12 protein-coding genes are annotated in these 12,832 nt (G+C 31.5%); 6 read left to right on the top strand and 6 right to left on the bottom strand.

What is annotated here, in order from left to right; translation table 11 throughout:
* Nucleotides 1–8: 8 nt before the first annotated feature.
* The 5 genes from P163_RS08390 to P163_RS08370 all read left to right on the top strand — a co-directional run bounded on the left by P163_RS08390 (nt 9) and on the right by P163_RS08370 (nt 5,280).
* Complete coding sequence (locus P163_RS08390; RefSeq protein ID WP_034889541.1) at nt 9–581, top strand: hypothetical protein; 573 nt, start codon at nt 9–11, stop codon at nt 579–581.
* A gap of 10 nt (nt 582–591) precedes the next feature.
* Nucleotides 592–1,488, top strand: coding sequence for a restriction endonuclease (locus tag P163_RS08385; RefSeq protein ID WP_034889538.1), 897 nt, complete (start codon nt 592–594; stop codon nt 1,486–1,488).
* A gap of 114 nt (nt 1,489–1,602) precedes the next feature.
* Complete coding sequence (locus tag P163_RS08380; protein ID WP_034889537.1) at nt 1,603–2,253, top strand: viroplasmin family protein; 651 nt, start codon at nt 1,603–1,605, stop codon at nt 2,251–2,253.
* 2 nt (nt 2,254–2,255) lie between these two features.
* Complete coding sequence (locus P163_RS08375) at nt 2,256–4,403, top strand: UvrD-helicase domain-containing protein (protein ID WP_081891317.1); 2,148 nt, start codon at nt 2,256–2,258, stop codon at nt 4,401–4,403.
* A gap of 259 nt (nt 4,404–4,662) precedes the next feature.
* Entirely contained in the window at nt 4,663–5,280 is a 618-nt protein-coding gene (locus P163_RS08370) for a hypothetical protein (RefSeq protein WP_051931188.1), read from the top strand.
* An 818-nt stretch (nt 5,281–6,098) separates the two neighbouring features.
* Here the strand turns inward: P163_RS08370 and P163_RS08365 are convergent.
* Both P163_RS08365 and P163_RS08360 read right to left on the bottom strand, forming a co-directional pair.
* Complete coding sequence (locus P163_RS08365; RefSeq protein ID WP_034889535.1) at nt 6,099–6,971, bottom strand: carboxypeptidase-like regulatory domain-containing protein; 873 nt, start codon at nt 6,969–6,971, stop codon at nt 6,099–6,101.
* A 227-nt stretch (nt 6,972–7,198) separates the two neighbouring features.
* Nucleotides 7,199–7,777 carry a YdeI/OmpD-associated family protein gene (locus P163_RS08360; RefSeq protein ID WP_034889532.1) on the bottom strand — a complete coding sequence of 193 codons (579 nt, stop codon included), beginning with the start codon at nt 7,775–7,777 and terminating at the stop codon, nt 7,199–7,201.
* A gap of 293 nt (nt 7,778–8,070) precedes the next feature.
* Here P163_RS08360 and P163_RS08355 point away from each other — a divergent pair, with 293 nt between their 5' ends.
* On the top strand, nt 8,071–9,147 hold the full coding sequence (locus P163_RS08355; protein WP_034889530.1) for an IS110 family transposase: 1,077 nt from the start codon (nt 8,071–8,073) through the stop codon (nt 9,145–9,147).
* 168 nt (nt 9,148–9,315) lie between these two features.
* On the opposite strand, the gene P163_RS08350 is transcribed toward P163_RS08355, so the two are convergent.
* The 4 genes from P163_RS08350 to P163_RS08335 all read right to left on the bottom strand — a co-directional run bounded on the left by P163_RS08350 (nt 9,316) and on the right by P163_RS08335 (nt 12,688).
* Nucleotides 9,316–10,599, bottom strand: coding sequence for an erythromycin esterase family protein (locus P163_RS08350; protein WP_034889527.1), 1,284 nt, complete (start codon nt 10,597–10,599; stop codon nt 9,316–9,318).
* A gap of 179 nt (nt 10,600–10,778) precedes the next feature.
* Nucleotides 10,779–11,321, bottom strand: a complete 543-nt coding sequence (locus P163_RS08345; RefSeq protein ID WP_034889525.1) for a DUF3575 domain-containing protein — start codon at nt 11,319–11,321, stop codon at nt 10,779–10,781.
* 144 nt (nt 11,322–11,465) lie between these two features.
* Nucleotides 11,466–12,314 carry an IS3 family transposase gene (locus tag P163_RS08340; RefSeq protein ID WP_034889523.1) on the bottom strand — a complete coding sequence of 283 codons (849 nt, stop codon included), beginning with the start codon at nt 12,312–12,314 and terminating at the stop codon, nt 11,466–11,468.
* Nucleotides 12,315–12,316: 2 nt separating this feature from the next.
* Nucleotides 12,317–12,688 carry a transposase gene (locus P163_RS08335; protein ID WP_034889520.1) on the bottom strand — a complete coding sequence of 124 codons (372 nt, stop codon included), beginning with the start codon at nt 12,686–12,688 and terminating at the stop codon, nt 12,317–12,319.
* Nucleotides 12,689–12,832 lie beyond the last annotated feature (144 nt).

Raw genomic sequence — 12,832 nt, 5'->3', positions numbered from 1 at the left:
TTATAATTTTGGAAACATTAGATTCAGAAAACCTCATTAAATATTTTAGGGATCTTCAATTGCTTTGCGAAAAATGGGATCCTATAGAAAATAAAATTTCTTTCAAGACATTTGCAAATAATAAAGGAACATTAAAAGGTATAGGCCCTGCAACTGCGATAGAAAAATTGAGAACTAATATATTTGATTATAGTGAAATGAAGCATATTGATATAACTCAAGATTTTGCAGGACTTTATCTATTTTCAAGAAATGGAAAACCCTTTTATTGCGGAATTTCAAGAAATGTAATTAAGAGAATTTTAGATCATCAAAAAGGTCCAACAAGTTCAATGGCTACTTTAGCACATAGAATTGCTAAAGCTAAGGCAACGGATCAACAATATCATCAAGCTTTTGATTCAGAGCGTAATGAATTAATGACTTGTGATGTTTCTTTAATAAAATTCTATGATCAAAATAAGGAGGAACATAGTAAAAATAATATGCATCAGCACAAGGAAGAAATAATGCTCTATCTATTTGAAGTTTTTGTTTCAGTAAAATATAATACTGAACACAATACCTTCCGGACACATTAAAATATAAATTATGGAATTACCAAAATATCATGAATCCTTTATTCCTCTTTTAGAAATCTTAAGTTCTGGTGAACCTATGAATAGTAGAGATTTAGCTATCAAGGTGCGAGATAAATATTACGCTCACTTGCCTGAGAATTTATTGAATCAGAAAACAAGTTCTGGTGCAAATACTTTAGTTGACAGAATTCTTTGGGGGAAATCTTATCTAAAAATGGCAAAATTTGCCTCTTATCCAAAAAGAGGAATGGTACAGATAACTGAAAAAGGGAGAAGAGTATTAGAAAGAGGTCATTTAACAGTAGAGGAACTTCACAATGATAAAGATTATATTGAACATAGAGAATCTGTAAATGATAAAAAAGACAATGAAGTTACACTTGAAAATGTAAAAGTAGAAAATGCCTCACCGCAAGATTTGATTGATTCTGGTTTCAATTCTATAGAAACAGAAGTGAAAACCGAACTCCTAGAAAGACTAAAAGAAATTGATCCTTACTATTTTGAAAAAGTTATTCTTATCCTTCTTAAAAAAATGGGTTATGGTGACTTTGTGGAAACCTCTAAATCTGGTGATGGTGGGATAGATGGTATTATTAACGAAGATAAACTAGGTCTAGAAAAAATCTATACGCAAGCAAAACGCTATAACGAGAATAAAGTGAGAGAAAAGGACATTCGGAACTTTATTGGCGCCATGAGCGGAGATACTAGTAAGGGTGTTTTTATTACGACATCAACATTTGATGACGCAGCTATTAGAAAAGCTAAAGAAGCCCATCACTCTATTATTTTAGTTGATGGTGCTAAACTTGTAGATCTCATGCATCAATACAACGTAGGTATTCAAATTAAAACCGTTTATGAAGTAAAAGAGGTTGATAACGACTTTTTTGAAGGAGATTGATTCCTGAGTCCGAATTATTGCTAATAAACTTCAAATCATAGGAGAAATTAAAGTGATTTCAGCAAAACAGAGGATATTTAATATACTAAAATAAAAAGAAAACTCAGGTATAAAATGAGTAAGAAGAAGAAAAAAATTTATGTTATTTGGGAAGGAGTAGAAACAGGTATTTTCCATACATGGAATGAATGCCTAGCAAATACAAAAGGTTATCCTAAAGCTAAATTCAAATCTTTTCTGACTTTGGAAGCAGCTGAAAAAGCTTTTTCTGAAAGTTACTGGGATTATGCAGGTAAAGATGTAAAAGAAAAGTTCACTCCCGAATTATCTAAAGAGCAATTATTACTAATTGGACAACCAATATCAGATAGTATATCTGTTGATGCAGCTTGCAGCGGTAATCCAGGGAGGCTTGAATATCAAGGAGTAATCACCGAAACTAAAGAGGTAATATTCAAGCAAGGTCCATTTGAATATTCCACCGTAAATATGGGAGAATTTTTGGCTATAGTTCATGCTCTGGCGGAATTAAAACGGCGTAACGACAAGAGACCTATTTACTCAGATAGTACAATTGCGATGGGTTGGGTAAAAAAAGGTATATGCAACACGAATTTAGAGGAAACCGAAAATAATAAAGAAACGTTTAAACTTATAACCAGAGCTTTAAAATGGTTATCAGAAAACACATATGATAATCAAATTCTCAAATGGGAAACAAAAGCCTGGGGTGAAATTCCAGCCGATTATGGAAGAAAAAAATAATTATGCAGGAAATTCAAAATAGTTTATTAAGTCAGTTAAACGATAAGCAAAAGGAAGCAGTAACCAGTGAATCTAAAAGACTATTAGTGCTAGCAGGTGCGGGTTCTGGAAAAACTAAAACATTGCTTCAAAAAATTATCTATCTCATTGAAGAAAAAAATATTAACTCTAATAATATCTTGGGAATAACATTTACTAAAAATGCAGCCAATGAGATGATTGATAGGTTAATATTGAGTGCTGATGAAACTGGAGATTATAAAAAGATTATTTCAGATAAATATATTTCCAAAGCTCAAATTGATCAAGAGAGAATTGTTTTTACCAAAAAATTCAACTGGATTAATAATTTAAAAATAAAAACCTTTCATAGCCTTTGCTATGGGATTTTACGTGAGTATGGTGTTACAGAATTCGACAATCAATTTCGCTTGATTGCAGATAATAAGCAAGATCCTGAGCAAGCTTTCAATTCGGCTGATGAGACCACATTTGAAGCTTTAAATAAATGCATAATTGAAAGATGTAAGCAAGACCGGGATTATCTTCTAGACTTAAAAAAATATGTGCTGGATTATCTCGTCGATAAAATTCATCAAAAAGAGGATAATCTAAAATTTTATCCAGAAGGGAAATATTATACAACTTTAAATGGTACAAAAGTAAGATCGAAATCTGAACAATTTATCTCAGATTGGCTTTATAGACATAGTATTCCTTTTGAATATGAACGTGTAGTTAACTTCGGTGATTTCTCATTTAAACCTGATTTTTTCTTACCATCCGCAAATATTTACATTGAACATGTTAGCGATAGAAGTCACCCAACAAAAGGGAAAGAAGAACAATTCAAAAAAGCAAATCTTACTTTAGTAAAAACTCATGAAGAGCAAACTAGAAATTCTGCCACTTTTAATCAGTTTTTAGAAAATGCAATAAAAAACAGGTTGCCCACAGATTATCAGTATACTCAAAATCTATCATTTGAGGAAGAGTTTAATTACTATAAGAAAAATATAGCCAAATTTCTTTTTGATACTTTGAAAGTTGTTGATATGATAAAGGTTGAAAACCTATCCACTGAATCTGTTGCAAGACGAGCTAAGGAAGATCAACATGAGAGAGTAAGAGAATTTTATAGACTTGTTCTACCTTTAATTAGTGATTACCAAGCCTATTGTACAAATAAATCATATCTAGATTTCAATGACTTAATTACTAAGACTATATCACTTTTTGAAAATAACTCTGCAATTAAGGATAGGTTTCGTGATCAGTTTAAATATTTACTTGTTGATGAGTTTCAGGATGTTAACAATCTTCAAGTAGATCTAATTAGGCTGCTTTTAAAGGAAGAAAGTCAATTGTTCTGTGTTGGAGATGATTGGCAAAGTATTTATGGCTTTAGGGGCTCTAATGTAGATTTTATAGTAAACTTTGAAGATCATTTCCATAATTCAAAGATTATAAAACTTAATCTAAATTATAGAAGTAGTGAAAATATCGTTGGAGCAAGTAATGAAGTAATTAAGCATAACAAATTCCAAATGAAAAAGGAAGTTCAAGCTTCTAATAAATCTGGAAGTAAAGTTTACGTTCACAAAGGAATTACGGAATTAGAAAATGTAGATTTTGCAGTGAATCAGATTAAACTTCTGAAAGAGGAAAAAAACTACTCGAAAGAAGATATTCTCTTTTTATATAGAAGAACTAGCATGTATTCCGAATACAAAAAGAGATTCAAAAATGAGGGAATAAAAGTTTCTGCAAAAACTATTCATGCTTCAAAAGGATTAGAAGCAAAAGCTGTTTTTATAATAGGTTTAACTGATGGTTCTGGTGGTTTTCCAGATGTTTGGTTAAGTGATAGACTTTTTCAAGTTTTAAAAGAATCTGAGCACGATAAACTTCTTGAAGAAGAAAGAAGACTTTTTTATGTAGCTCTTACAAGAGCGCAAAACGATCTATACCTTATTACTGAAAAAGGAAATGAATCTCGCTTTCTTAATGAAATACCAGACTCCTTGATTCATAAACTTGGAAAAGCACTATCTACAATAGTAGAAACAGTAAAGTTATGTAATGGTTGTGAATCTAAAATTGAAGAAAGATTCGATTTTTGTCCTTACTGTGGCATTCAATCAAATTAATTTAAATTGTTTTATAAATGAGTTTAAAAAACAAAACTTAAAATTAGAGAATAACACTGGCATGATCCATTCATAAAGAAACAAGTGGAATTGTTAATTGATTTCGAGAGAGATACACTTAAATCTAAATAGAATTTAAATGGAGAATGAATTTTAACCCATTCCGATTGAATAGCTAATACTTAGATTACTTAAATAAAGTATTCATGATTTCACTATTTTCTTAGCTCTACCATTATATCATAAAATCTATTTATTTATGCACTTCAAATTAACCGATGAAATAATTAAATTAAGTGAATCCGATCTATGGAATAGTGCGAAAATGGAATGGAATTTTGAATATGCTTACCAAAGTGAAGATTTACAAACTTGCCTTTGTGGGCATTACCCCATTAAAAATATTTGTGTAATAGAAAACACGATCAATAAAAACAGTACAGAAGTAGGAAATTGTTGCGTAAATAAATTTCTTGGTATTGAAGAAGGGAATAAAATTTTCGTGTCGATTAAAAGATTAAAAATAGATCCTGAAAAAAGTATGAGTCCCGAAGTACTTGATTATTTGTTTAGAAAAAAGGTGATTACGGATTTTGAAAATAAATTTTATTCAGACACAATCAGAAAAAGAAAAATGTCTTCTAAACAATTGGAGATTCGGAAGAGAATAAACAAAAAGCTTATAACTTTCACAAGTTATGAATCAAATTCTTCTTTATCAAGGATTAATTTGGTATTAAAATGGTCTGAACAAAATGAATCTTTTGATAGAACATTTATTAATTCATTAAAGAAAAGTTTTGAACGCAATGGAAAACTAAGTGATAAACAATCTACAGCACTTGAAAATATTATTAAAAAGTGGGGAATAGAATAGTAAAACTACCTCTATCATTAAAATTGTAGTTAAAATAATTTTAGTTAATGTAGTATGTGGCTTTAAGTCTCTATTCACTTTATTAATCACCTCTTTATTAAAATAGTTATTAATTACTTTTTAGATATAACTCATGCAATCCTTTTTAGCCGCCGCATATTGGAATAAGAATTTTGTATTCTAGGAGGATTTACTTAATATTAATAAGGAATTCCAGAACCGGATTTTAACTCAATCCAGAGATAGTTTTGATAAATAATTACCTCAAAAATGAAAGAAAGTATGAGTAGATTATTAGATACTGATAGAAATAGAATTTCCATTTGGGAGGTTCAAGGGCAGTTTTGACATGGTGTTCGGTGAAGGCTATTATTATAATCGATACCTATTTCACAAAATCCTAAAATTTTCTTGGAGCACTTAAATAAGCGTTATGACTTTTTCTTCCACATTCACCTTAATAACCGGTAGGCCCTTAATTATCTAAAGATACTGATATTTTCAGCTAACCTTTTAACCGTAATACTTTCTCTTTCATATATCTTTTCAACTCATTTTACATGATCTTAAACGGTAGATGGATTTCCTGATAGCGTAAATTCACTATACCCTTGTTCGATTGAATAATTGTTAAAGTCTTCTAGCGTACATCTATCATTTTAAATTCCATACATAGAAACGAAGGTATCTGTTCTCTCTAGTTGTTGGATTAAGTTACGCAGACTTGTCAGCTCAGACTTTAATTGTTGGTTAATATAATTATTATCTTTGAAATACCATCCGTTATATGAGATAACCGTTGTTACCTGCAGTTTTTTTTAGTTAGAACATTTGGCATCTAAATACATACTTAAACTTCCTGTCTGGGATTCAAAATCATCCATGGCCTTATCTCTATAATAAATTTTATGAAATGGTGAAGTACTCGCAGGAATAGCGAAAAATTTACTCTTTTCTGTTTCTTTTTTACTTTCAACCCATTGAATAGTTAATATGAACTCTTCAAGATCTTGTTTTAAATATATATTATATGGATTCAAGTCAATTGAATTCCAACCAAGTATTTGATCTTTTAGCTCAAATATTATATTCTCCGATATTATCAAAGAATCAGGTTTATCATTTTTTGAATTGTAAATATTAATTCTAAATTTTAAGCTTTTAAATTCATTTGATGTTATTGCAAAATTAAATTTTTCTAATCTGCAGTTTTTTCGAAGTTTAAAATTCATTCCTACTTCCTTACTAAGTCGATCATCGACATCTTTTTCTTTAGATGAATAAAAATTCCAATGCATAAGTCCGAGACCTTTGTTTGTTCTACCTAATCTCTTTTCTTTTAATTTATTCGTTTTGAAAACTACTGCATCTAATTTATTGTCGTCCGGAGTCATCATAAGTGCATTACTTTGAATTTTCAATTCTGACACTAATTTTTTTATGGTATTGTATCCAATATATGAAAAAAATATAGTGTCATTTTCTTCAATTTCTGAATTCAATTTTAATTTAAAGTTCCCATTTTCATCTGAAACTGTTCCAAAATTTTTATTAGGAATTCCAATATTTACATAAGGTAGAGGTTCATTATTTTTTTCATCAGATATATTTCCAAGTATTTCTTGGGCTTGTAAAAATCCTGTTGAAAACAGAATTAAGAAAAATATAAGAGCGAGTGAATTTTTGTTCATTGACGATTTTTTTTAAAAATATTGCAGGTAGCGGCCTCTGTTCGTATGTTAGATTTGAGATTGTAATTAAGCTAAAAATAAGAATTTGCTAACAAACTCCATGGAAAGGATAGCACGAACTTGTCGGATTAGGTTTTAATTGTTGGTTAATTATTTTCTTTGAAAATCTACCCGTTATTTGTGATAACCGTTGTTGGCAGCTGGGCTTTCTCAATTGCTATAATGAATTAGTCATTTAAACCTTTTCCACTGTGTATTTTTTCCTTGAATTTTTCTATTCTGTTTGATCTTGTATTAGATTGTTTTGCACCAGAAAAATATAAAAGATATCCTCGTTGTCTTCCTGGAGTTAATAAATTGAAAGCTTTTTTCAAATCAGAATTTTTCTCCAATTCTTGTTTAAATTCATTCGGCATTTCAAAATCAGAAGTTTTTTTCATTTTCACATCCAAACCTTGTTTTTCAACCTCAATTGCCTCGAAAATATATGTTTTTATAACGCTTTCAATTTTCTTTATTTCTTCATTATCCGTAAACCGAATCTGACGAGCAGCTTGAACATTTTTTGTTTGTTGAACTAAAACATTTTTATCATCCTTTAGAAGTGCACCTTTATTAAAAAGTAATGCACAATAATCTTTAAATCCGTGGATGAGAACAATATTATTACCGTGGAAAGTATAACAAGGCTTTCCCCATTTAAAATCTTCTTTTAAATCAGTCTCCAAAATAATCATTCTCAGAAAAGCATATTCTTTCTTCCATTTCTTACTTTCCTCGAAAAAAGATTCAACACTTTTTATCATGATTTTTATTTTGTTCTTTACTGACTTTTTTTTTGCCTTGCTGCCAACGGTCTCGTTTCGTATGTTAGATTTGAGATTGTAATTTAGCTAAAAATAGGAATTAATTATTAAACTCCATAGAAGGGATAGGGAGGTCTCGGTAGATACATTTAATCCATGATATCGTGTGTTAGAAATTCCACCCTTCTATTAATTTCTCTGAGAACTTGAACAGTACCTAGATCCTATAATAGAGATCGTATCAAAAGCGAGCAAAAGTGATGGAGAATAGAGTTTAAAAAATCAACATTATTATGAATGATGAAATTTTGAAACTCTCCTTAGGAATAGATGTCTCAAAAGAGACTTTGGCTGTTTGTTTGTGCCGTCTAACGGCTAGACTTACAAAGGAGTTTGAAGATCCATTTGAGGTTAGTAATGATTTACCAGGTTTTAAAAAGTTGGTAAAGTGGTTACTTAAAAATGCCAGTTCTCCAGAGGATATAGTTGTCGTTATGGAATCGACAGGTATTTATCATGAAGCTTTGGTATACCATCTCTATGGGGAAGGATTTCCTGTAAGTGTTATGCAATCAGGACGGGTAAAGCGTTATGCCCAAAGTTTGGACCAACGCTCCAAGACCGATGCTTTAGATAGCCGTATGCTGGCCATGCTTGGATGTGAAAGGGAGTTGACCTTGTGGACCCCTCCAGACCCTCTGTTTCGTCAGTTAAAAGGACTTAGTCGGGAACGATCCTTTCTATTAAAGGAGAAGCAGATCGAGCAAAATAGGCTTCATGCTGTAGAGCACTCGGTTTATAAGAGTAAACCAGAGCTAAGGCGTTATGGACAGCGGTTAAAATTGATTGAAAAGCAGTTGATAGAAATAGAAAAGGAGATGGAAATTCTAGTTAAGAATGATCCACAGATGCATCAAAGAATGAAGCACTTGGAAAGTATCCCCGGGATCTCTTTTAAATCTGCAGCGACCGTAGTAGGTGAAACTTTGGGTTTTACCGGTTTTACTAATGCTAAACAATTGACCAGCTATGCAGGATTTGATGTGGTCTTGAAAGAATCTGGTGCTTATAAGGGAAAGACGAGAATCAGTAAGAAAGGGAATAAACATATTCGCAGTGCACTATATATGCCAGCGATGAGCGCCATACAATGGAATCCAACCTTGAGAAAATTTTACGAACGAGTCCACCCCACTAAAGTCAAACCAATGATAGCCTTAGTAGCAGTAGAGCGAAAGCTATTGGTATTAATGTATAGTTTATGGAAAAATGAAATAGATTACGATCCAGAACATGAGCAAAAAAAGACAGCAAGAACCGAAGTCCTTGCTGCACAAGATAGAAGCAATTTAACATTGACTTCTTCCTAAAAATTTTCTCAAAATTACTTGTTTTATAACACAGTACCTAACACAAGTTGCTGGAGAATGGACGCGAACTTGTCGGTTTTGTTGTTTTATTACTTGGTCTCTAAAATAACACTTTTTCGGCAAAATCCGTTATTTGCGATGAGCCGTTGTTGTACACCGTTTTATTACCTAATTTAAATTATAATCTGGCACCGAGATTTTTTTCACAAAAATTAAAGCGTCATAAGTATCTGCATATACTTTATTAATTAGTATTCTATGTAAAGGTTTTGGTTGGTATCCACCTCCTGCAATTAGTAAATGCTTGGACTTTTCATTGAAGAATTTTAAATTTTTATCGAATTGAATAAAATAAATTTCTTTGTCTACTGACATCAAGGTTTTCGCATAAGTTTTCCTAAACGGCTTTTTTATATCGTAAGTTTTCCAATAATTGCCTTTTTTGTGATCAGTTATTAAACCGTTTATTTTACCAATTCCAAAATCGAATCCTACTGCATAATATTCGTCACCATAATGATCCTTTAAATTACGGCCCAGGTTAATAATATTACTATCTGTACTGTACATTTCTTTTTTATTAATGTGTTCATTGTGAGCCCATATAAATGCTTTACCATTTGTAGATAGATTTGCCACAATATATTTAACATTTTCGAACATTTTTAAATCTCTGAATTCCGTGCTCTTAGGATATTCATCTCTAACCAAAGAAGCATATTCCGTATAACTTATCAAGTAATCTAAACTTCTTATAACATTTTTGTACTTCTCTCTTTCTAGATTAGATCTAATTACTTGTTGCTTAAGTTCGTTTAATTTCGAAAGCTGGTTTTGCCACCAAGTATCTTCTTTAGCATAGTCTATTTCTTTATTTGCAGAACTATCAGCAATAGCCAAAAGATTTTTGTCTATTGAGATTTTAGTGCTATCAACAAACTCTCGTATCTCTTGATTTAGTTGTCTACCGACTTGAATATCCATACCATAAAACTTAATTTGCTCTTCTTGGGATTTGCCTCTATTGTATTCTCTCATCCATTGCAGGAGATTAACAATTTCTTTCGTATGCCAAAATTTAATATTAAAATTTTCAGCAATCGTTTTGATATCTCCTTTGCCTCCACTTATCCATTCATTTATTCCAGATTCAGCTTGGTAAGATTCCTCCATTATAAATGTTTTTACACCTTGATTTTTTACCAAATATTTGAAGAACTTGGCTTTTAGGTCAAAAAATTCTTTTGTGTTATGTGACGCTTCTCCAAAACCATAAATCTTGGCTCTGGAAAATTTATTAGGTGTGTTTTGTTCAAAAATCTTTAATTCAGAATCAGGATTGGCATCCTCAATTTCTATCGAATTATTTGTAATCGAATTTAGTGTTTCTTGTTTTTGAGAAAATAAAAGAAAGGGTGAAATAAGTATGAAAATAGAAAGGATATTCTTCATTGAAATTTTTGTATAAAATGGTGTACAGCGGTCCCGGTTAACACAAGTTTGCGGGAGTAGGGATGCAAACTTGTCGGTTTAAGTATTTTCTTATCTAGGATACTAAATTACACTTTTTCGATAATACCCGTTATTTGCGATGAACCGATGTTGTACAACGTTTCTTTCGAATTTTGTGTTTAAAATCGATAACCGAATTTAATACCATAACGTATTACCTGGTTGTGATCTGTTTTATCTGCATTGAATAATTGTTTTCCATAACCAGCATTAATTTCAAAGATAAAACCGTTTTTGGTGACCCATTTACTACCCAAACCTAACCCAAGAGATAAATCATAAACATCAGAACCTTCTGTAAAATTTAGCTTCTCCTCTGTTTCATATATTTTTTTCCCGTCAATTGAACTGAACATTCCAAAGCCTTCAACAAAAAAACCTACGGCATACTTCTTACCTAAGAACCTTCTGTAGTAGGGTGTGATGGAGTAATTCATATCCTCATCAAATTTCTCAGAAAACATATAAAGACCCGAAATTCCTAATGAGGATTTATTGTTTAAATTCCTTTCATAAATTGCTTCAATAGACCCTCCAATTAATGGTTGGATCACATCGACTTTTAATTCATTTTTTTTATCATAGTGATTATCAGAGTTGTTTTGTGCCTTAACGGCAATAAAAGTAAATAGCATTACAGCCATTAATAAGATTTTCTTCATAAAAACTTGTTGGTTAATTAGAGGGTTATTAAAGAGTGAATGTAATATTCTACAGTTTTATCTGATTTAGATTTTTGATGTTTTGCCACAGAATTGATTTGTTAATGTCTTGTCCTGAAATATGGCTACAGGTTAAAATTGATTTTACGCTGTTAATTTATATACCATATTTGGTGTTTGATAGTCTAAAGATAAATGTAATCTTATTTCATTATATAATTTAATGGCGTTTTTTGCAGCTCTTTTAGCGTGTTCCTTATTTGTGAAGACCTGATCGAGATAGAATTCATCTTTCAGGATCCCATTTACGCGTTCTGCCATTGCATTTTCGTAACAGTGATTTTCTTCAGCCATACTGATAGCTATCTTTTTTCTTTTAAGGATTTGAGTATACACATTGCTGCAATATTGTATCCCTCTGTCTGAATGGTGTATGAGCCCTTTGATGTCTTTGGCTTGGTAAATCGCTTTATTAAGTGCTCTCACGCATCCTTTAAGTTCTAGGCTATCACTAAGGTCATAACCCACAATCTTTCTGGAATGCATATCTGTAATGAGTGCTAGGTAACAAAATCCTTTTAGAGTTCTGATATACGTAATGTCCGATACCCAAACTTGATTAGATCGGTTTACTTTTAGATCTTTTATAATGTTATTGTACTTATAAAACCTGTGATACGAATTGGTTGTTCTGGCACTGTACTTTTTTCTTAATGTCAACATTTTATGTTCTCTTAGTACATTGAATAATGTGTCCCTACCTACTTTTAACTGCTGCTTTTCAAAGTCCTGGCTCAAGGATTTCATAAGCTTGCGCACGCCTTCTCGCGGAAGGGATTTGCGTTTTCTTTTTACGATAGCAACTATATGTTGTTCGATCTCTTTTCGTTTATCAGCTCTGCATTTGTACTTATAATAAGCGTCACGTTTTAGTTCAAAACAATCACATATCTTGGATAACGAAGCAAATCCCTTGGCTTTTTCCTTTGCTATGATTAAGGCTTGATATTTAGTTTTTTTTTAAGTTCCAAGACACTTTTGTAGCCTAATTTTTGGGCAGCTACTTCCAAGTATGCATCATCGACCAGTTGATCCATATCTTTTTTAAGGAGTAGTTTTTTAAGCTGTTCAATTTCTTTTTGGAGTGCTTTGATCCGTGTTATTTCATCCTTTGTTTCTACCATAACCCTTGTGTTCATTAGGTCTTTACGCTCATACTTCCTAATCCATTCATTGATGGTTGAGGGAGCAATCCCATAGAGTTTACCTAGTTCATACTTAGAATATTTTCCAGTACTAAGTTCTGATAAAATTTTTAATTTGAATGGTTCACTATAACGTCTGGTTACTCTGTCATTTTTATACATAACTGTTTAGAATTATGTAGCCTTTATTCAGGACGAGTCATAATGTTGTACAACGGTCTCGGTCAACATAAGTTGCGGGAGTAGAGATGCAGACTTGTCGGCTTAGACTTTATTTCTTGGTTAATTTAATTATTTTCTTTGAAA

Origin of the sequence: Gillisia sp. Hel_I_29, from assembly GCF_000744275.1 — a bacterium.
Taxonomy (GTDB): domain Bacteria; phylum Bacteroidota; class Bacteroidia; order Flavobacteriales; family Flavobacteriaceae; genus Gillisia.
The sequence above is the reverse complement of the archived record's forward strand: the minus strand, read 5'-3'. Positions and strand labels throughout refer to the sequence as shown.

What these genes read in the sequence shown, in the direction of transcription:
- P163_RS08385 (WP_034889538.1), top strand. Translation starts at nt 592, where the DNA reads ATGGAATTACCAAAATATCATGAATCCTTTATTCCTCTTTTAGAAATC.
- P163_RS08380 (WP_034889537.1), top strand. Translation starts at nt 1,603, where the DNA reads ATGAGTAAGAAGAAGAAAAAAATTTATGTTATTTGGGAAGGAGTAGAA.
- P163_RS08375 (WP_081891317.1), top strand. Translation starts at nt 2,256, where the DNA reads ATGCAGGAAATTCAAAATAGTTTATTAAGTCAGTTAAACGATAAGCAA.
- P163_RS08370 (WP_051931188.1), top strand. Translation starts at nt 4,663, where the DNA reads ATGCACTTCAAATTAACCGATGAAATAATTAAATTAAGTGAATCCGAT.
- P163_RS08365 (WP_034889535.1), bottom strand. Translation starts at nt 6,971, where the DNA reads ATGAACAAAAATTCACTCGCTCTTATATTTTTCTTAATTCTGTTTTCA.
- P163_RS08360 (WP_034889532.1), bottom strand. Translation starts at nt 7,777, where the DNA reads ATGATAAAAAGTGTTGAATCTTTTTTCGAGGAAAGTAAGAAATGGAAG.
- P163_RS08355 (WP_034889530.1), top strand. Translation starts at nt 8,071, where the DNA reads ATGAATGATGAAATTTTGAAACTCTCCTTAGGAATAGATGTCTCAAAA.
- P163_RS08350 (WP_034889527.1), bottom strand. Translation starts at nt 10,599, where the DNA reads ATGAAGAATATCCTTTCTATTTTCATACTTATTTCACCCTTTCTTTTA.
- P163_RS08345 (WP_034889525.1), bottom strand. Translation starts at nt 11,321, where the DNA reads ATGAAGAAAATCTTATTAATGGCTGTAATGCTATTTACTTTTATTGCC.
- P163_RS08335 (WP_034889520.1), bottom strand. Translation starts at nt 12,688, where the DNA reads ATGTATAAAAATGACAGAGTAACCAGACGTTATAGTGAACCATTCAAA.